General features: G+C 56.6%; 16 protein-coding genes. 8 read left to right on the plus strand and 8 right to left on the minus strand.

Annotated elements, in window-relative coordinates:
• Nucleotides 1-2 precede the first annotated feature (2 nt).
• The 3 genes from ACMG4O_RS15270 to ACMG4O_RS15280 all read right to left on the minus strand — a co-directional run bounded on the left by ACMG4O_RS15270 (nucleotide 3) and on the right by ACMG4O_RS15280 (nucleotide 3,375).
• A complete protein-coding gene (locus ACMG4O_RS15270) occupies nucleotides 3-1,457 on the minus strand; it encodes an aldehyde dehydrogenase family protein (RefSeq protein WP_089033090.1) in 1,455 nt (484 codons plus the stop codon).
• 43 nt (nucleotides 1,458-1,500) lie between these two features.
• Nucleotides 1,501-2,025 carry a rubredoxin gene (locus ACMG4O_RS15275; protein WP_414434102.1) on the minus strand — a complete coding sequence of 175 codons (525 nt, stop codon included), beginning with the start codon at nucleotides 2,023-2,025 and terminating at the stop codon, nucleotides 1,501-1,503.
• Between the two features lie 135 nt (nucleotides 2,026-2,160).
• On the minus strand, nucleotides 2,161-3,375 hold the full coding sequence (locus tag ACMG4O_RS15280) for an alkane 1-monooxygenase (RefSeq protein ID WP_067604797.1): 1,215 nt from the start codon (nucleotides 3,373-3,375) through the stop codon (nucleotides 2,161-2,163).
• 273 nt (nucleotides 3,376-3,648) lie between these two features.
• Between ACMG4O_RS15280 and ACMG4O_RS15285 the strand changes: the two genes are divergently transcribed.
• Nucleotides 3,649-6,225, plus strand: a complete 2,577-nt coding sequence (locus tag ACMG4O_RS15285; RefSeq protein ID WP_233918110.1) for a helix-turn-helix transcriptional regulator — start codon at nucleotides 3,649-3,651, stop codon at nucleotides 6,223-6,225.
• An 87-nt stretch (nucleotides 6,226-6,312) separates the two neighbouring features.
• Here the strand turns inward: ACMG4O_RS15285 and ACMG4O_RS15290 are convergent, their stop codons facing one another.
• From ACMG4O_RS15290 to ACMG4O_RS15310, 5 genes are all read right to left on the minus strand, one after another.
• Nucleotides 6,313-6,942, minus strand: coding sequence for a TetR/AcrR family transcriptional regulator (locus ACMG4O_RS15290; RefSeq protein ID WP_414434103.1), 630 nt, complete (start codon nucleotides 6,940-6,942; stop codon nucleotides 6,313-6,315).
• A gap of 239 nt (nucleotides 6,943-7,181) precedes the next feature.
• Complete coding sequence (locus ACMG4O_RS15295) at nucleotides 7,182-8,414, minus strand: NAD(P)/FAD-dependent oxidoreductase (protein WP_138774251.1); 1,233 nt, start codon at nucleotides 8,412-8,414, stop codon at nucleotides 7,182-7,184.
• 75 nt (nucleotides 8,415-8,489) lie between these two features.
• Nucleotides 8,490-10,139 carry a GMC family oxidoreductase gene (locus ACMG4O_RS15300; RefSeq protein WP_414434104.1) on the minus strand — a complete coding sequence of 550 codons (1,650 nt, stop codon included), beginning with the start codon at nucleotides 10,137-10,139 and terminating at the stop codon, nucleotides 8,490-8,492.
• Nucleotides 10,140-10,156: 17 nt separating this feature from the next.
• Entirely contained in the window at nucleotides 10,157-11,569 is a 1,413-nt protein-coding gene (locus ACMG4O_RS15305; RefSeq protein WP_414434105.1) for a cytochrome P450, read from the minus strand.
• 12 nt (nucleotides 11,570-11,581) lie between these two features.
• Nucleotides 11,582-11,902 carry a 2Fe-2S iron-sulfur cluster-binding protein gene (locus ACMG4O_RS15310; protein WP_014994420.1) on the minus strand — a complete coding sequence of 107 codons (321 nt, stop codon included), beginning with the start codon at nucleotides 11,900-11,902 and terminating at the stop codon, nucleotides 11,582-11,584.
• A 123-nt stretch (nucleotides 11,903-12,025) separates the two neighbouring features.
• On the opposite strand from ACMG4O_RS15310, the gene ACMG4O_RS15315 reads away from it, so the two are divergent.
• The 7 genes from ACMG4O_RS15315 (at nucleotide 12,026) to ACMG4O_RS15345 (ending at nucleotide 20,454) form a co-directional block, all read left to right on the plus strand.
• Nucleotides 12,026-13,090, plus strand: coding sequence for an AraC family transcriptional regulator (locus tag ACMG4O_RS15315; protein ID WP_014994419.1), 1,065 nt, complete (start codon nucleotides 12,026-12,028; stop codon nucleotides 13,088-13,090).
• Nucleotides 13,091-13,281: 191 nt separating this feature from the next.
• Complete coding sequence (locus ACMG4O_RS15320; protein ID WP_014994418.1) at nucleotides 13,282-14,214, plus strand: metal-dependent hydrolase; 933 nt, start codon at nucleotides 13,282-13,284, stop codon at nucleotides 14,212-14,214.
• Entirely contained in the window at nucleotides 14,211-15,050 is an 840-nt protein-coding gene (locus tag ACMG4O_RS15325; RefSeq protein WP_116028213.1) for an SDR family NAD(P)-dependent oxidoreductase, read from the plus strand. Before ACMG4O_RS15320 ends, ACMG4O_RS15325 begins: the two co-directional genes overlap by 4 nt.
• A 20-nt stretch (nucleotides 15,051-15,070) precedes the next feature.
• On the plus strand, nucleotides 15,071-16,066 hold the full coding sequence (locus ACMG4O_RS15330) for an alpha/beta hydrolase (RefSeq protein ID WP_228234744.1): 996 nt from the start codon (nucleotides 15,071-15,073) through the stop codon (nucleotides 16,064-16,066).
• A 32-nt stretch (nucleotides 16,067-16,098) separates the two neighbouring features.
• Nucleotides 16,099-17,748, plus strand: coding sequence for a flavin-containing monooxygenase (locus ACMG4O_RS15335; RefSeq protein ID WP_414434106.1), 1,650 nt, complete (start codon nucleotides 16,099-16,101; stop codon nucleotides 17,746-17,748).
• Nucleotides 17,745-19,250 carry an acetyl-CoA acetyltransferase gene (locus ACMG4O_RS15340; RefSeq protein ID WP_414434107.1) on the plus strand — a complete coding sequence of 502 codons (1,506 nt, stop codon included), beginning with the start codon at nucleotides 17,745-17,747 and terminating at the stop codon, nucleotides 19,248-19,250. Before ACMG4O_RS15335 ends, ACMG4O_RS15340 begins: the two co-directional genes overlap by 4 nt.
• A gap of 19 nt (nucleotides 19,251-19,269) precedes the next feature.
• Nucleotides 19,270-20,454, plus strand: a complete 1,185-nt coding sequence (locus ACMG4O_RS15345; RefSeq protein WP_089033102.1) for an acyl-CoA dehydrogenase family protein — start codon at nucleotides 19,270-19,272, stop codon at nucleotides 20,452-20,454.
• Nucleotides 20,455-20,462: the final 8 nt, after the last annotated feature.

The raw sequence follows: 20,462 nt of genomic DNA on the forward strand, positions 1-20,462 counted from the left end.
GCTCAGCCCAGAATGCGAACAGCAGTATCTATAAGACGCCGGACCCAAGCTGTATAGGGCGGGAAAAGAAGATGTATAAGAGAATGTTGATCCTCCATCAACGCCTTTTCATGCGAAAAAGCACGGAACCCGTATTCACCGTGTGCCGACCCTATCCCCGAATTGTTCACTCCACCAAAAGGCAGGTCCGGATGCAGGAAGTGCACGACTGTAAGGTTAATCCCTACAGCGCCGGAACTCGTCCGTTCGACAATATTTCTGGCAAAAGCTTTGTTCTGGTCGAATACGTAAAGCGCCAGCGGCTTGGGGTTTTCGTTTATTTTATTGATAACCGAATCAATATCATCAAACTCAATAACCGGTAATATCGGGCCAAATAACTCCTCACGCGAGATATCCATGTCGCTGGATACGTTGGCAATCAAAGTCGGAGCAATAAAATTCTCTTCGGCATCTGTAACACCACCTTCAAAGACTCTTGCGCCTTTGCTTTTGGCATCATCTATCAGGCTTAACAAGCGCTGAAAATGACGGGCATTTACAATCCGGCAATAGTCAGCCGTCAATTTCCGGGCTTCGGGTGTTTTTCCGTAGGTGCGTCGGATTTGCTGTTTAAGTGCTTCATTGAATTGATCCGCGATACTTCTGTGTACAAAAACATGGTCCGGAGCGATGCAGGTCTGGCCGTTATTGGCAAACTTCCCCCAGACAATGTATCTGGCAGCCTTCTTTACGTTGGCATCTGATCCTACAATGGTTGGGGATTTTCCGCCCAGTTCCAGTGTCACCGAGGAGAGGTTCCTGGCCGCAGCCTCCATGACCAGCTTGCCGACCGCAGGGCTGCCAGTGAAGAATATGTGATCGAAAGGTAAGGCCAACAGTTTCTGTGCTACCTTGGCATCGCCCTCAACCACCGAAACCAGGTCGGGAGGGAAGGTTTCGGCCACAATACTGGCAATCACCTCCGAGGTGTGAGGTGTCATTTCCGAGGGTTTTATGATCGCACCGTTTCCCGCAGCCAACGCTGAGACCAGAGGCCCCAGCGCGAGATTGAGCGGATAATTCCACGGCGCAATAATCAGGCACACCCCCTTTGGCTCTGGCCGGACATAAGATTTGGTGCCCAGAACGCCAACGGAGGCAGCCACCCGTTTCGGGCGCATCCATTTACGCAGGTGTTTTTTGGCATGTCGAATTTCCTGAAGCACCGGCAGGATTTCGGTTAATTTGACTTCCGGAACGGGTTTCCGGAAGTCTGCCGCGCACGCTGCAATGATTTTTGATTCGTGGCGTTTAACCGCGTCCCGCAGTTGGTCGAGCTGCGCTACCCGGGCTTCCAGGGTGAAGCTGCCGCGACGTGCAAGCTGTGCCCGCTGCAGGGCCGAAAAAGTTGCTTCAATTGTATCGGTGGTTGGTCTGTTGGTGGCCCCGACCTCAGCCAGGCTGGCAGTGTGCATTATGAAATTACCTCTTGCTAAACGGGATTATGATTATTTTCGATCAGAGGTTCTCTTCTTTATAGAGGACATAGTCCTCTTTTGCGGCACCGCAGTCCGGACAGCACCAGTCGTCCGGAATATCCTCAAAACGGGTGCCGGGCGGGAACCCTTCGGCTTCATCTCCAAGCGCTTCATCATAGATATGCCCGCAGGTAGCACAGATCCACTTCCGGTAGGGGGTATTTTGCGCCGGGTCTTTCGGGGAGTTGGTAGGTCTGGCTTTTGCTTTGGAGTCTGATTTATTTTTAGCGGAAGGCCTGGATGCCTTGGTTGCTTTCCGGGATGCCTCCCCGGCGCTGCTCTGGCCGGCAGGGCGGGCCGCTGGCATATCGGATTCGGAGGCCGAAAGTTCGGAATCGGCTCTCCCGAGCGTTACGAAGTCAATTTTATCCCTTACTGCGCAGTCCGGACAAGCCCAGTCTTCGGGAATGTTTTTCCATGTCGTCCCTGGAGGAAAGCCCTCGTGCGGATCACCAGCCATTTCATCGTATAAATAGCCACAATCCGGGCATTGATATTTAGCCATTTGGCACACCTTTCAAACGATATTATTGTCTTTGTTTTGGTAGCGACCGACGCGCACCCTCTTTCAAGGGCACGTCAGAGGCTCTTTTTGCAACATAAATAAATCAAATGAGGTATATAAGTTTCGACTAGCCGATCATTTATGCGCTACGGTATCGGCTGATTCAGAACCAGCCACACCAAATTTACGCTCATAGAATTCACGCTTACCCGTCTGGATCTGAATCTGGTCGAGATCTCCTTTCGCCCATTCCACCACCCGGTGGTCCATCATCGAGCGAAACCATGAGGGAAACATTGCGGCCAGAAACATTCCAGGGTAACCCGAAGGTAAGGACGGCAGGTCTTTGAAATCGCGAAGCGACTGGTAGGACCTCGTAGGATGGGCGTGATGGTCGGAATGTCGTTGCAAATGAAACAGAATCAGGTTCGACATAATATGGTTCGAGTTCCAGGAGTGGTACGGTTGCTGACGCTCGTAACGTCCATCCGGCATCTTCTTACGCAGCAGGCCATAATGCTCAATATAGTTCGCGCTGGTCAGCTGCCACCAGCCGAAGGCCATCTGAATGGGCAAGAAGATCAGCATTAACGGACCAAAAAACGCCAGCAATGTGGCATAGAGTACAACTGTTAGAAGCATGGGCTGAAGAACTTCGTTATCCAGACTCCAGACACTTTTGCCACATCGGTTGAGGCGCTGTCCCTCCAACGCCCATGCCCGCTTGAAAGCACCGGGAATTTCACGCAGTGAAAACGAGTAGATGGACTCACCCATGCGGGATGTCGCCGGGTCCATCGGCGTAGCCACATCACGGTGATGCCCCTTATTGTGCTCAATGAAGAAATGACCATATCCGACCACGGCGAGGACAAGCTTGGCCATCCAACGGTCAAACGTTTCTTTTTTATGGCCGAGTTCGTGGCCTGTGTTCAGAGCCAGGCCATTGATGATACCCAGGGAAAAGGCCAGTGCGAGGAACTCGAAAACATTCATCGAATGCGTGGCCACCCACCAGCAACTGACAATCAGGGATGCGTAGTGAATAGGAACGGTCAAGTAGGTCAGCACCCGATAGTAACGATCCTGTTCAAGCCGAGGCACAGCCGACTCAGGGGGGTTTGAAAAATCTTCTCCGAACATGGCATCCATCAAGGGAACTGCGCCATACCAAAAGATTAACACCAACCCGTACCAGATGCTCCATCCAGTCTGGGATACCAAATAAAGGCCAATAAGAGGCGTCGCTGGCCACAGCACAGAAAGAACCCACAGATGGCGTTTCCTGTCCACATAACCCTCGGTATCAGGATCTTTCTGTGGAGACTCCGTTAAAACATTTTCCGGCATTGACATTGGGGTCACCTTTTATTTTCAGGATAAACATTTTTTATACTGTACGAACACGCATGATTCAGGTGAACGGACTAGTTGTACGCATCTACAGGCTTCGCCAGAGCTGACGATCATACAACTACTCCAATGGGTAGTTTTTGCCCTAGACATCTGTCAATATGCTTTCATTCCGAAGCGCCTTCCACGTTTCGGGGAGACAAAGCAGGAGACTGGATTGTGATGACACACCATAGCTTGGAGAACTGGTGTCGAAGGATGTCTGACAGGATGTGGGCTCGTCAGTGTTTCATTACTCAAGGGTGTATAGACCGCTATCGTCTGAGCGCTTCTGCTACGCCTGAATCAAAGGTCGTTCTTTATCGGGCCCCGTTCGGCTATGGAAAATCTGTACAGGTGGCCTTGGCAGCAAACACTCGCGACCCGGAACTTGAAAACGCCGTCTACATCAATGCTCGCTCCTACCCTGATTCAGGCGAAGTTATTGACGGTTTGTTTGCTGCGTTGGTTTTATATCAAATCAAAGGTCTTGAATCCTGGCGCAGGCTAAAAAATGGCATCGACACCATCGAAGCTCTTCGAAACGCACTGTGTAGTGCAAAAAAGACAATAAGAATTTGCCTTGATGGGATTGATAAGGCTAAACATACTGCGGATCTGATCGAGGATTTAATATGTGAAACTCCCAGCAATGTAAAATTTTTCATTGCTCCACGTAGCGCTGGGGCGTTGGCACGTCTGTCTATGATGGTAGGTGTAGTAAGGTACGGCGCTAATGAGCTTGCATTTACAGAAGAGGAGGTTAGTGAATTATCGGGCATAGGTGACCTCGAAGCCAGCAACATCATAAAAGCTACCGATGGATGGCCAGCACTTGTCAGGCTTATGTGCCAAACCTCAAGCCCAAATCTTCCCGTAGCGACCTGGCCGGAAACTTGCTCCTACTTCAGAGAAAACCTCCTGACAGTGTTGCCAAATAGTACGAGGACCTTTCTTTTCAATGCGGCGATGCTCGAGGTGATCAGTGCGGAATGTTATGGCTATGTATTTAAAACAGAGGAGGCCGATCAGGAAATTTCGTTTCTTGACGAAAATTATGCTCTTTTATCTCCCATCGGATCTTCCGGCGACTACAAGATTGTGCACCCCGTGTTGCGAGAGTATCTACGTGGTTTATTTAACACCACTCAACGAGACCGTTGCTCGTATGTGCTGAAACGCGTCGCGTTCTGGCATTGGCGTAGAGGCGAGTACCTCCATTCAATCAACGCAGCTCTGGAGGCCAGCGACCACCGCTGGGCTCACGTGATGAGCGATAGTATCATCTTGGACGTGGCACTCAGACAAGGAGAAATCGAAGCCCTTCGCACATGGTTTAAAAAAGTACCGGTTCGTACGATAAAAAAAATTGCGTCTCTGAGTATAGGTTATGCGTGGGTCCTGTATTTCAACCAGCAATCTTGTCAAGCAGATGAAATACTAGTTAATTCGATCCATCCGAACTCCAGGGGACTGGACGACCTCGATAAGGAAGGATGGCGGGAATTGGTTAATGCGATAGGCAAAGCTACACAGGATAACATGCAGCTGAGCCAGACTCTCTGTCAAAAATGGATCGACTCTTATGGTGAGCGCAATATAGTCGGTAAAGGTGCGGCACTTACGTGCCAGACATTCATTGCCTCCAGTGACCACCGCTTCGAGGATTTTAAGCGATTATCGCATAAAGCGGCTGTGGCCATTCAATCGTCCAATCAGCTTTATGCCTTTATCTGGCTTAAAACCGCGGAAGTTCAGGCTGAACTTTTTAGAGGTGACATGGTCCGAGCGACGAGTGTGCTGCTTCAGGGAAAGAAGGAAGCAGAATATATTCAACTGTCAAATGTTTTCTTAAGCAAGATATTTGGTGTTCTTGAGTTACAGATTCTACACGAAAAGAACCATCATCTGGTTACCCACGAATCCGCGCAGGCTTCGTTCGATTTCGCTTTGAATTATGGCGTTACAGATATTCTGTGGGGATATACACAAACCTACAGTCGTTTTCTATACCACCAAGGGTTCCGAGATAGAGCCATGGCCTTGTTGGAACAATCTCGCTTAGCCGCCCGCCAGCGAGGTCTCTCCCGCCTCAACATCCTGGCAAGGATTCAGTTAGCTGAGCTTGCTCTCCTGAACAACGAGGAATTGGATCTAGCCACCCTTCCCGATGAGGGTGAACTGACATTTCTGCCGAATCAGAATCAGGTCATTCGAGCACGTATTACCTTATTAAAAGCAATGCATAGATTAAGGCTTGGTAAACAGTTCGGTGTGGCCGAGAAATATGCCAGACAAGCACTACAAAGCGCCAGTGCAGTTTCAGATGCTAGAACCAAAGTCGCCGCCCAATATTGCCAGGCACTGGCAGCCTTTGCCCTTGGTTCGTCAAAATTAGCGAAGCGCATGATCCTTGATGCCAACCTACTTGCGGAACATCTGAATTGTCACTTCACGAGGCTCTGGATTAAAGAAGCGCTACTTTCTCTTAGCCCCATTGCTCAGGATCTTTTTGATCAGGTCCCAGACGACCTAGGCTCTGAGTCTAAAACCACAACGGAACTCGAAGCCAAGACAGAGAACCACAGTACGCGCCCGATACTAGATAATGGCCACTCAAGCATCACGATGAAACAGATTTCCGTGCTGAAATGTGTAAGCAACGGAATGACAAACAGAGAGATCGCTGAGCGGCTTTATGTGACGGAGGATGCAGTAAAATGGCATATGAAGAAAATTTTTATCAAACTTAAGGTAACCAACCGGGTTCAGGCAGTTACTGAAGCTCGGCTGCACGGACTGTTATAGGCTGTAATACCTGCCAGCATAATGATGAAACTTCTTGGGGAGCCTTCTTATGGAAGCGCTCGCAGATGTCACTGGTCTGCGGTAATACTATGAATCACACACCTGAATATCGTGCAGGCGCTCCTTTAGCACCGCGTCGCGGATCATGCGCCAGACAAAATCACCTATCTCCTCTAGCGTGTAGCGACCATCGTCGCTAAACCAGGTGGCTACCCAGTTGAGCGCGCCGAGGCCTATAAGCCGCAGCAAATCCAGATCCACTTCCTTTCGAATTACCCCTTTCTCCGCCAGTGACTTGAGCATAGTCGCCCAGAGGGACTCATAACGGTCGCGCAACTTGATCATCTCCTTGCGTGCCTCGCCGCGCAGAGAACGCCACTCAAACAACAGTACATAGACCATGTCCGAGCCGCTGACCAGCATCTGAAGGTGCGCATTGATGCCTCTACGCAACTGCTCCACGGGTTCCGCCGCACCGGCCACGGCTTCGGAGACAGCAGTCGAGGTTTGCTCCAAACCAAGGCGCATCAGATCAACAAGAATATCCTCCTTGGCCTGATACCGGTAATGAAGGCTGCCGGGCAGCAAATTACACGCTTTTGCGATTTCTTTCACCGTGGTCCGGTCATAGCCCTGCTCACGAAACAGTCGAGCGGCGGATGTCAATACAAACTGACGATCAGACCGGGCCGGACCGGCCGGGCGCTTTTTTCTCATGGTTTTTCTCCTCCGGCCTCGGGGTACGGCGCGAATCCGAATTGCGAGAGTCCATTGCCTGCGTCAGACCGACGACTTCCCCGTAATGGCTCGTCACGCCGAAGATCCGCGCGGCCCGCTGATTTTCTCACAAGTCATCGGCTAAGCACCACCGGCCTTGGTCAGCTGGCCAGGGAGGAGGTCCGGGCCGTGTACGGTCTGCGTCGCACCGAATGCCGATGCTGCTTCGGTATCATGCCTTATACCAACGATTTCAATTCGGTGCTCGGATCTTTCAATGCTTCAACATCGACGTCCTTGCCTTGATATACAAGCTTCTTCCCGACCATGAAGGCCATGGGCAGATTTACCGCGTCAACGGCCACCAGCCGGCTTCCGCGTAAATAGAATACCACAAACGCTTCATCCGAGGGATCACCGCGAACCACCCGCTGATCGTGGTTTTGAGATAACCCCACCATTTGTAAGCGTACGTTAAACTGGTTCGACCAGAACCACGGCACGCTTGTGTAGGGCACGCGCTCACCCATAAGCGTCGCCGCCGCAGTACGAGCCTGATCGACGGCATTCGCCACGGACTCAAGTCGTTGCATCTTTTCAAATAACAGATTCCGGTGGCGGGTACAGTCGCCGATCGCCAGGACAGCGGGATCCGCGGTACGAGTAAACTCGTCAACGACAATACCGTCATCACAGGGCAAGCCCGCGGCCTCGGCTAGAGCGGTTTCCGGAAGAACACCGATGGAAACAAGCACGATATCGGCCGGCACGATACCGCCGTTCGCCAATCTCACGCCCGTCACACAACCTTGCTCTCCCGCTTCGAAGCCGGTAACCGCGGTGTTCAAACGTACGTCCACGCCGGCGTCAGTATGCTTGGCGTAAAAGAATGCGGACATTTCCGGCCCAGTAACCCGTTGCATAAGCCGATCAGCGGCTTCCAGTACGGTGACATCGACGCCGCTCTTGTTTGCGCTGGCGGCGACCTCGAGACCGATATAGCCGCCACCCACGATGACCAAACGTTTCCCTGCAACTAATTGTTGGCGCAAGTTATCCGCATCGGCTATATCATGCAAATAGTGAATGCCTTTCAAGTCCGCTCCCGGCGCATTCAAACGCCGAACACGCGATCCCGTGGCCAGGACAAGTTGATCGTATTTCAAGGTGCTCTGGTCCGACAACCGGATGATTTTGTTGTTTCGATCGATTTGCACGACTCGCACACCGAGCCGCAACTGATGACCCGCCTTTTCATATATTGAACTTGGCTTCAAATACAGTGAACCCTGATCAACTTCGCCTGTCAGGTAATTCTTGGACAGAGGCGGGCGCTGATAGGGTGGGTGGGGCTCTTCGCCCACCAGAATCACTTTATGCTGATATTTCTTTTGCAACAGTGTTGTCAAAAGCGCTCCCGCCGCGTGCCCGCCGCCAACGATGACCGTCGTTTGTTTCTGATTGTTCGTCATAGCCTATCTCTTTTCTACTGTGCCTTGGGGTCCGATTTCACGATTACAAACGCCATGGGGACGAGCACGCCGCACTCAATACCGCGATCGGCCGCGGGAAACCTTGAAATCCTCGAGAATCATCTCGGCCCCCTTCTCGCCAATCATGGTCGCCGGCTGATGAGTATTTCCGCCCACCAGGGTCGGCATAACGGAAGCATCAACCACCCGCAGGGACCGGAGGCCATGCACGCGCAGTCGGGGATCGACCACCGCCATTGGATCCAACCCCATCTTACAGGTACCTACAGGGTGGTAGGCCGACTCGCCGCTACGCCTCACCCATCTGGCGAGGTCTTCGTCACTGCGCAGCGTCGGTCCCGGCGATATCTCGACCTCGTGGTGAGACGCGAAAGCCGGCTGCTCCAGAATCCTGCGGACTAAACGCACCCCCCGAACGAGTCTCTCGACATCGGCGGGCTCAGCCATATAATTGGGGTCTATCAGCGGTGCCGCGAAGGGATCGGCACTGTGCAAACCGACGTGGCCGCGCGACAAAGGCCGGAGCCCATAAATCATTACGATGTAACCATAACCGCTCATCGCGGTCTTCATGTCCCGCCCGTGATCAGCGTACAACATCGGCCCGAAATGCAGTTGCAAGTCGGGGATCGGCTCCTCCGCGCGGGAACGAATAAACCCACCGGCCTCGGCGCCGTTACTCGACAGTACACCGCGGCGACCGCTCAGATACTGCAGCAGGGCCCGAAGGCCCTTGAACCAGTAGCTCGGATGCATGGAAATGCTCTGGCGGTCGCGCGCTCTGACACGCACGAACACGTCGATGTGATCCTGCAGATTCCGTCCCACGCCCTCCAGCTCATGACGCAGTTCAATCCCGTGCCGGGACAGTTCACCGCGCGGCCCGATTCCAGAAAGCATCAGCAGCTGCGGAGAATTAAACGCGCCGCCGCAGAGAACTACTTCGCGCCGGGCACGGACCTGAGCCAGCCCCTTCCCGCTCCGATATTCGACACCGGTGGCATGGCCGCCCTGGAGCAACACACGCGTGACGTGCGCTCCGCTGCGGACAGTCAGGTTGGACCGAAACGCCGCGGGTTCGAGATAGGCACGCGCATTGCTACAGCGCGCGCCGTCCTTCTGATAAACATAGTAGTAGCCCACGCCTTCCTGTTCACGTCCGTTGAAATCCGGGTTGCGCCGGTGGCCCGCCTGCATCGCCGCCTTGACGAACGCCGTGCTCAGCGGGTTGGTATAGCGGCGCTCGGTAATATTAAGCGGACCACCCCGACCATGAAACGCCGTTTCAAGAGCCGCCAGCTCCGGCTCGAAATGTTCGGATCTTCGGAAGTAAGGCAACACATCGGCATACGACCACCCTTCGCAACCGAGCCGTGCCCACTCGTCGTAGTCCCGGGCATGTCCGCGAATGTAGACCTGCGCGTTCATGCCGCTGGACCCGCCGACCATCTTACCCCGTGGCTGATACAAGGCACGGCCATACATGTGCTGTTGCGGCTCGGTATTGAACTGCCAGTTGACGCGACGACTGAAAATCAGCTGCAGAAAGCCCAAAGGCATATTCACGAACGGATTGCGGCGGCTCTCCGGACCGGCCTCAAGCAACAGCACCGAATGGCGGCCGCATTCGGATAGACGGTTGGCGACGACGCATCCGGCCGAGCCCGCCCCAACCACGACATAATCGAACTGTTCGGGTGACATCGGCTCCGGACGTAAATTCAATTTTTTGCGGTCAACTTGACCATTAGCTTGGAATAGCCCCGCACAAAGTTGGACTGCACACGCTCGGGCTCACCCACGACCTCTATGTTATCAAAGCGCTTGAGTAACTCTTCCCACAAAACCCGCAATTGCAACTCAGCCAGACGGTTGCCCATGCAACGGTGAATGCCGTAGCCAAAGGAAATATGATTGCGCGCGTCCTTGCGATCAATAATAAGCTGGTCGGGATTTTCGAACTTTCGTTCGTCCCTATTACCCGAGGCATACCACATCAACACGCGGTCCCCTTTCTTAATGGTCTGACCACGCAGCTCCACGTCCTGCGTGGCAACCCGGCGCATGTGCGCGAGTGGAGTTTGCCAGCGGATAATTTCCGAAACCATGTTCGGAATCAATTCCGGGTTTTTCTTCAGCTTGATGAATTCCTCGGGGAACTGATTCAGGGCCAGCACACCGCCGCTCATGGAGTTGCGGGTAGTGTCATTGCCGCCAACAATCAGCAGCGCCAGGTTGCCGATAAACTCCATCGGACGGTTGATCAAATCCCGGGTATCCTCGTTACTCTGTAGCATGCTGATCAAGTCGAAACCCGGAGGCTCGCCAGCCTTGCGTCGTGCCTCCTTGTCTCGCCAAAGCCTCGAGAATGACCAGGCCATGTCCGCGGCATCGTCAAACATGATGTCTTCGTCGGTAAACTCGCCACCAGTCGCCGAAGATGCTCCGGACAGTCGGTCCGACCAATCAACCAGCTTGTGACGCTGCTCGTAAGGGAAATCCAGCAACGTTGCCAACATACGCCCGGTCAACTCCTTGGACACTGCCGGCACCCAGTTGAAAGCTTTGTCCAGGGGCAGGCTGTCGAGCACCTCGGCGGCGCGCTGCCGGATCAGCCCCTCCATTTCCTTGAGATTCTGGGGTGCCACCACACCTTGGACCGCCCGGCGTTGCACATCATGTTTTGGCGGATCCATGGCGATAAACATTTCCACCGACAACCCTTCCGGAGGATCACCCAGAATGATTTGTGGCTCGGAGGAAAAGAGCTCGTGATTCTTATCGACGAACAAAATGTCTTCATAGCGTGTCACCGACCAGAATGGCCCGAACTGGCTGCTTTTCTGGAAGTGCACCGGTGCCTCATCACGTAACCGCTTGAAATAGGCACCCCACTGATCTTGCCGATACAGAAAAGGGTTGCTGGTGTCAATATCCTCAAGTGCCAGGGTATTGACGTCAGGCACGGGCTGTTCGAGAAACTTGACCTGTGGGCGTGTTGACCCCATTGCCTTTTTCTTCGCTTTCATCAGAGATTTGAGTGCCTTGATCTGTAAGTGCATAGGCACCAATCTCGATGTGGCATTAATCATCTTTGTTTGCATGGCATCGTTCGTGCCTGACTTGGTTGACATGGTGACCTCCCGCTACATCTGAAATTCAGGCAACAGAACGGTCATACCGTCCATCGCCTCAGTGGTTCGAATCTGACAGCCCAGCCGAGAAGTTTCTGCCCGCTCCGGAGTCATGGACAACATCTGCTCTTCAGCATCATTTATTTCCCCGGTCTTTCCGAACCATTCATCGGTCACTATCACGTGGCAGGTGCCGCAGGCGCATTCCCCACCGCAGTCTCCGTCGATGCCGGGCACAGCGTTATTAACAGCAACCTGCATCAGCGAGGAACCAGATTCAAACTCGGCAATGTGCTCGGTACTGTCATGCTCAATGAACGTAATCTTACCCAAGACCTTTCTCCAGCAAGTAACTTAATGACTGCATCGTGGTTGTTGATTCGCTTGCCGGGGAGGTCATTTATTGACACACTGGGGTCATTTAAAGACAGGCATGCCTATCAACGGACCGTATCAATGACACAGCAGAAAGGTGAACCGAAAGCCTCGGAAGGCGGCATTCCGTCGAACTATTCACGACTTATTGCCCGCGAGCTGGACTTAACCGTCAGCCAGCTACCCTCGTTGCTGCAAGGTACCGGTCTCGGTATCGCGCAATTTTTGGGCGAGGACAGTCTGCTCACGCCAGCTCACCAGGTGCGGATTTTACGCAATGCACTGGCGTTGTCGGGCCAGTTTGAGTTCGGCTTACGGCTGGGTAAGCGTCTGACCCCGGCGACCCACGGCGCCATCGGTTTTGCCGCCTCGAGCAGTCCGGACCTGCTCACCGCGCTACAGGCGATTCAGACATTCCTACCTACTCGGGCAAGCATCGTCGAGCTACACCTGCAGGAAGCTGAAGAACACCTGGAATGCCGACTGGACTTCCAAGTGCCGCTGGACGCGGATATCGAGCGTTGCCTGGCGGATACCATGATCGTGGTGCTGCTTGAATTCGGCGAGTTCGTTGTCGGTCGCCCACTACATGAGGCTGAAATTTGTTTTACCCACCGGACACCTGAGTACCACGCGATGTACTCGGACTACTTGCCCGGTCGCATTCGTTTTGGCTCCGATAAGTTCACACTAAAACTGCCGATGGCACTGTGCCGGGAACCGAACGCCTCCGCCAATCATGAAAATTACCGCCTGGCTCTTGAGCAATGTGAATCAATGCTTGCCGAGCTTCAGAACCACAAGCCCAGCTACCAGACCCGGCTTAAGAAGATGATGCTATCGAGACCCCCCGGTTCGCTCAGCGAAGACGAAGCAGCGGCCTCCCTTTTCATGAGCAAACGCACTCTCGCTCGCAAGCTCAAGGAGGAAAACAGTAGTTTTAGGAAAATTCGTGACGAAATCCTATCCCGGCAAGCGATCAGCTACCTGTGTGACAGCAAGCTTTCGATCGAAGCCATCGCCGCGTTGATGAACTATCATGACGGAGCCAATTTCAGGCGTGCCTTCAAGCGCTGGTTCGGTCTTTCGCCCGATCAGTACCGGCAGCACGCCGGTTCCCGGCACACTCTACCCCCTGCCCCCTAGTGGTCCGGTACCACGCTCCGGCATTCCGTTTCCTTTCTTTTGTACCGTATCTCGACCGGCTTTTCCCGCCGGTCTGACGCGATCTGTTTCCCGGCGCGCGAAGATATCCACTGACTGCTTTTTCGGGCCTTGACATTTGGTCAATCGCCCAAATAAAGTGACTCAACAGTCGAACTACTCAGGAGGTCGACATGGTGATCGCGAGCCGCAAGATTGGTTACGATGAAGTCGAACACAGGGATTTGAATTTCGGCATGAGCCCGGAGACGGTGCCGCGCCACTGGTTCAACAACGATCCGTGGATCACTCACTGGATGAACGCGATCCTGGCCGCGGTGCCGGACGGCGAGCGCTGGGTCATGCAGGCCACGAGTAAGCAACTCGAGAATCTTCACGATCCGTCAGTGCGCAAAGCCGCGATCAGCTTTATTCGACAGGAACGCTCCCATGCACGGGAGCATGACGCCATGAATGAAGCGATGGTCGCGCACGGCATTCCAATAGACCGGGCGGAGGCCGTGTTCAAGGCGATCAGAAAGCCCCTTCAACGCTACCTGGGCGGCGCCACCCAGTGCGCCATGGCCGCGAACTTCGAGCATTTCACGGCCGTGATTTCCCAGGTAATGCTCGATCATCCGGAACTGTGGGACGATACCAGGCAGGAAGTCGCCGCCATGCTGTTCTGGCACTTCGTGGAGGAGACGGAGCACAAGTCAGTCAGCTTCGACGTGTTCGGAGAGGTAAGCGGGGGCGGCGTCCGCGCTTACGCAATCCGCATGGCGACGCTCGCTCTGGGTACAGCTCTTTTCCTGCCTCTGGTGCACGGTAACTGGCTGTATTTCCTCTGGAAAGATCGGCAGCTCACGAACATCCCCTCGGCACTGCGCGCCATTAAGTGGTTGTACTTCGCACCTGGAATCTTCACCCGAGCTTTTGTGATCGATACGCTGCCTTTTCTCTCCCCCCGCTTCCATCCATGGGACGCCGATAACCGGGAAGTCATCCACGCCTGGAAGCGCGCCTACGAGGAAACCGGTGATGCCCAGCAGGCTTACCAAGCATTCCGGCAATGGCATGACGATAACAGGCGTGACACAACAGCGGAACGAGTGACGGCGGCGTGAGCGGTGCCAAGCGTAAAACACTGAAACCCTCCGAGGGGGCGGCGGCCCTGGTCACGGGGGCGGGCAGCGGCATCGGCCGCAGCTTCGCCTATGAGATCGTGCGCCGTGGCGGATCAGTGATCTGCGCGGATATAGACCGCCAGCGCGCCGAGCAAACCGCCAGCATACTCTCGGAATTGGGCGAAGGTCGGGCTGTCGCCTACCGCTGCGACGTAGGTAGTGAAAAGCAGATGGCCACGCTCGCCGACAAGGCCGAATCGCTGCTCGGACGGCCAATGACGTTGGTGGTCAATAACGCCGGGGTGGGCGTAGGCGGCCGCATCGGAGAAGTGCCGCTTGGCGATTGGCGCTGGTGCCTCAAGGTCAATCTCTGGGGTGTCATCCATGGTTGTCACTTCTTCGCACCCAAGCTGCGCGCACTGGGCTACGGCGGCATTGTCAACGTGGCTTCGGCCGCCGGTTTCGGCGCGGCGCCGGAGATGAGTGCGTATAACGTGACCAAGTCCGCGGTCCTTTCACTCTCCGAAACTCTGGCGGCCGAGCTGACCGGCACCGGCGTGCATGTTTCGGCCCTGTGTCCCACCGTGGTACCCACCAACATTCTGGACAAGGCGCGACTGCCCGAGCACCGCGGCGATTTCGCCCATGCCGCCATGCGCAAGTGGACCTTCGCCACCAGCGACCAGGTGGCACGCCGGACCCTGGACGCCCTCGATCGAAAGCAACTTTATGTGGTGCCGCAGTTCGACGGGCGTTTCATGTGGCGGTTCAAGCGCTACGCGCCGCGGCTATACGCTCGCGCGCTGGGCGAGGCGTATCGCTTGGCCGGGGGCTGATATCCGGCAGGAGGCAAATCATGACATCATTCTCGGCAAGAGTTGCCGACCGTGGTTTTCGGCTACTGATGAAACGCGAGCCGGCTAGTCCCGACGAGTTGGTGATGCGGTTACGGCGCATCGCCGCGATGGCCCGCCTGCCGGGCGGGCTGCCGTCCGGAGTCACCGCGCGCAAGACCACCATTGGCAATGAACCGGCCGTACCACCCGGCGTGCCGGCGGTGCGTGTCAGTCCCAGTCAGCCCACGGCCACCGTGCTGTATCTCCACGGTGGCGCCTTTATCAGTGGCCGTTTCCCTACTTATGCTGAGCTTTGCGGGCAGCTGGCCAAGAGACTGAACGCACGCGTGTTCTGGATCGACTACCGCCTAGCGCCGGAGGCGGCCTACCCGGCCGCCCTCGACGATGCCCACCATGCCTACAGGGCGCTGGCCGAGGACTATCCTGACGAGCCGCTGGCCCTGATCGGAGATTCCGCGGGTGGCAACCTCACTCTGGCCACGCTGCTGAGGCTGCGCGATGCGCAGGCCGCCTCGCCCGATTCCTCCCCCCGCATGCCAGCCTGCGCCGTGTCGATCTCACCCGGCGCCGATGCGGTTGGCGATACACCGTCGCGCCAGGCCAACGCGGCCAGCGATGCCATGCTGACTCCACGCATGATCAAGATGGCCACCGATCTGTATCTGGCCGGCCATGATCCCCGGGATCCCTATGTCTCACCGATATACGGCGATTTCCGTGGCCTGCCGCCTCTTATGCTCACTGTGAGCGAATCCGAGGCCCTCCGTGATGATGCCTATCGGGTAGCGCACCGTGCGCGCCAGGCCGGCGTGGCCGTGACCCTGCGCGCCCGCTGGAATATGCCACATGTGTGGCCGGTGTTTCATTCCATGTTGCCGGAGGCGCGCCAGGACGTTACCGAAATAGTCGGCTTTATGCGCCGGCATTTGTCGGCGCCCGTAGCATGCACCCGGGCCGTGGCACGGACGAAACTGCGCCTCGCGCATAGCGGCTAAGCGGCCTGCTAAAAACTGGAAGGAGGACCACTATGAATGTCGCGGAGGACCGGATTCAACAAAGCCGTCGTGGCCAGCGGGCGCCGCGCCACGGGAGCGCTGAACCCAACCACGAGATTTTGATCATCGGCGCCGGCTTCGCCGGAATGGGCGCGGCCATCGAGCTTCTCAGCCGCGGCATGAAATCCTTATCGATCATCGAGCGTGCCGCCGATGTCGGCGGCACCTGGCGCGACAACCGCTACCCCGGCGTGGCGGTGGACATCACTTCTTTCGTCTACTCTTTTTCCTTCGAGCAGAATCCGAACTGGTCGCGGGTCTTCGCGCCGGGTGACGAGCTGCAGAACTACGCCCGCCGTGTGGCCAGCAAATACGGCCTCTATCCCTACATACGTTTCGGCGTCAGCGTGAAGCGTGCCGAGTTCGATGAAGGCGAGCACTTGTGGCGGGTGACAACCGACAAGGGATGTGTCACCGCACGCCACCTAGTGTCCGCCACCGGCGGGTTGATCTCGCCGAAGATGCCGGATATCGAAGGGGTCGAGGATTTTCAGGGCGAGCGCATGCACACCGCGCGCTGGGACCACAAAGTGGATCTCACCGGCAAGCGGGTGGCGGTGATCGGTACCGGCGCCACCGCGGTGCAGCTGACTCCCGAAATCGCCCCGCGGGTGGCGCATCTGGATGTCTATCAGCGCACGCCCATCTGGGTACTCAAGAAACCGGATGTCCGTATGCCCGGCTGGATGCGCACCGTCTTTCGTTGGTCGAGCCTGGCCCAGCAGGGAGTACGTACCACCACCGATGCGCTGACCGAATCGTTGATGATCATCGCGGCGGTTTACTATCGGCGCTTTCCCTGGCTGGTGCACTGGGCCCAGCGCGCCGGCGTCAACAACATGCGCGAGCAATTGCCCGATAACCCGGAGTTATGGGGCAAATTAACCCCGCGATATGGCTTCGGCTGTAAGCGGCCGACATTTTCCAACAACTACTTTTCCACCTTCAGCCGTAGCAACGTCGATCTGATCACCACCCCTATCCAACGCATCACTCCCAAGGGCATCGAGACCATCGACGGCATTGAGCACGAGATCGATGTGCTGATCCTGGCGACCGGCTACAAGGTTTTCGAAAAGGGCAATCTGCCCTCCTATGAAATCGTGGGACGCGGCGGTGTGGATCTGGGCGAATTCTGGGAGCGGAACCGTTACCAGGCCTATGAGGGCCTGACAGTACCCGGCTACCCCAATCTCTACATCATGCTGGGTCCATACGCGCTGATTGGTTCATCCTATTTCAAAATGGTCGAGGGTAACGCCATTCACGTGGCGCGCTGCATCCAGGCCGCCCGAAAGCGGGACGCGACTTGCGTGGAGATTCGTCAAGACGTGCACGATCGCTACTTCCGGAATATCCAACGACGCCAACAAGGGACGGTGTTCCTTAACCACAATTGCGCGGCCTCTAACAGCTATTACTTCGATCATCATGGCGACGCGCCCATGCTTCGACCTTCTACCTCTTTCGAGATGCTTTGGCGAGCGAAACACCTGCCCATGGCTCATTACCATTTCAAAAAGGCCTATCCGGCAGGATGGCTATCAGATGACTCAAGGCTGACGTCCAACAGCAGGCCTTTTCCCGGAGATGATACCGTTGCGGAGGTTATTCGCCGATGACGACTCATGAGGAAACAACACCGGTGCTGGTCGGCGCCGGCCAGATCAGCGCGCGCGAACCGGATACCGAGCGCACCCCCATAGGCCTGGTCGCCGAGGCTGCCCGAGCCGCGGCGGCGGACTGCGGTGTGGCCGGGGTTCTGGGTCAGATCCAGTCGTTAACGTGTCTCAACATATTGGCGCCGTCTTATTCCGATGCCCCGTCCACCCTGGCGCGGCATCTGGGCATCGACCCCGGCGAGCGCTTCTACACACCCATAGGCGGGAACATGGGTCAATGGCTGGTCGGTTACTATGCCGATCGCATCGCCGCCGGTGGTCTCGATTGTATCTTGATCGCGGGCGGCGAGGCGCTTGCCACACAGATGCGCGGCAAGGGCGCCGGCCTGTCCGGAGTGCTGGACACCGCCACCGGCGAGGGTCCGCGACTGCTCGGCGATGACCGCGAGCCGACCAATTCGGCGGAACAACGCCACGGGCTCAATCTGCCCATCCAGATCTATCCGTTATTCGAGCAGGCGCTGCGGGGTCGCTACGGCCTTGACCCAGCCGAGCACCGACGAATGCTGGGCGAATTCTATGCCCGATTCAACGCCGTCGCGGTCGACAATCCGCGAGCCTGGCGCCGCGACCCTTTATCGGCGGCCGATATCGCCGAGCGCTCACCCAAAAATCGCATGGTCGGCGCGCCCTACACCAAGCACATGAACGCCCTCATCGCGGTGGATCAGGCCGCCGCGCTGGTAATGATGTCCGTGGCCAAGGCCCGGCGGCTGGGCATCGACCCTGAACGCTGGGTGTACCCCCTGGCCGCGGCAAACGGCCACGATCATTGGTTCGTCTCCCAGCGGGCGGATCTTTCCCGCTCGCCGGCGATCACCGCCTGCGGCGAGCGGCTGGCAGCGACCAGCGGACTCGGGATCGACGCGATCGATCACCTGGACCTGTACAGCTGTTTCCCCAGCGCTGTACAGATGGCGCGCGATGCGCTGGGTATCTCCGTGCATGATCCCCGGCCACTGACCGTCACAGGTGGCTTGGCTTACCATGGCGGGCCCGGCAACAACTATTGCACCCACGCCATCGCCGAGATCATGAACCGTATCCGCGCCGACCGAAGCACCAACGGATTGGTCAGCGGCGTGGGCTGGTACATGAGCAAGCATTCGCTGGGGCTCTACGGCGGAAGACCGCCCGTCGGCGGTTGGCGGCCGATCGATCCGGCCGGGCTGCAAGCCGAGATCGACGCCGGCCCCGTCGTGGAACTGGTGGAGCAGGCGCAGGGCAAGGCCCGCATCGAGACCTACACTGTCATGCACGACCGCGCCGACCGCCCGGTCCAGGGTATTGTGCTGGGCCGCCTGAGCGATGGCCGGCGGTTTGTTGCCAACACTCCCACCGACACGGACCTGCTCAATGCCATGACGAACGAGGAATTTCTCAATCGCACGGGCCGCGTGCACCACGATGGCAAACGCAACCTATTTACCCCGGAGGGGTGAGCGCAAGGAGGAGACGATAATGAGCATCGCGTCCGAAGCCCAGTTCGACCAAGCCCGCGTAGCCGAACGCATGCGTGACATTCGCGAGGCCACCCGCGTCGTGAGCGAAGGCTTTTCCCGGGAATACATGCGCGAATGCATCGATAATCACCGATTCCCTCAGGAGGCCTGGGAAGCGCTGGGCGAATATGGGCTGCTTGGCATCACCATTCCCGAGGACCTGGGGGGCTCGGGCGGCGGCCAGGTGGAACTGGTCGCGCTGATGGAAACGCTGGCCGAGGCCGGGCTGGTGCTGCCCATGCTGTTGCTCACTGGGTTTGCGCGAGTGCCGATCATCCGCAATGGCACACCCGGGCAAATAGAGCGGTTCGTCAAGCCGACAATCAGCGGGGCCGAGAAACTGTGCTTCGCAATCACCGAGCCGGATGCCGGGACCAACAGCTTCGCGATGTCCACGCTGGCGACACCGGATGGTGACGGCTATCGGCTGACCGGGCGCAAGGTTTTTATTTCCGGTGCGGCGGACGCCGATCGAATGCTGGTCGTGGCCCGCACCCAAAAAGCCGGCGAAGTCAAACGACGCACCGAGGGTATGTCCTTGTTCGTGGTGGATACCGACGCGCCCGGCGTGGAACTACAGCCCCTGAATATCGACGTCGGTTGGCCGGAGCGGCAATACCTGGTTTTTTTCGATGACGTCAAACTCGACGCGGGTCGCTTGATCGGCAACCCGGGACAGGGCCTGGCCGGAATGTTCGAGGCGCTGAATTCGGAGCGCCTGCTGGTCACCGCCATGTCCGTGGGCCTGGGCAATTACGCTCTCAAAAAGGCAGTGGCCTACGCCAACGAACGCAAACCTTTCGGCACCCCCATCGGGGGTTATCAGGCTATACAGCACCGGCTGGCCGAGGCCAAGGCCGAATTGGAGGCAGCACGGCTGATGATGATCCACGCGGCTGCGACGTTCGACGCCGGTGGCGATGCCGGTTCTCATGCCAACATGGCGAAATTGCTGGGTTCTCGCGCGGCGGTCAAAGCCGTCGAGGCCGCCCTGCAGACCCACGGCGGCTACGGTTTCGACCGGGACTACGACATCATCACGCTATGGCCTTCGGCACGGTTAATGGAGGTTGCACCAATCAACAACGAAATGCTGCTCAACTACATCGGAGAACATGTCCTTGGCTTACCCAAATCCTACTGAGACGCGTG

It is taken from the genome of Alloalcanivorax venustensis, from assembly GCF_047495515.1.
Lineage (GTDB): Bacteria > Pseudomonadota > Gammaproteobacteria > Pseudomonadales > Alcanivoracaceae > Alloalcanivorax > Alloalcanivorax venustensis.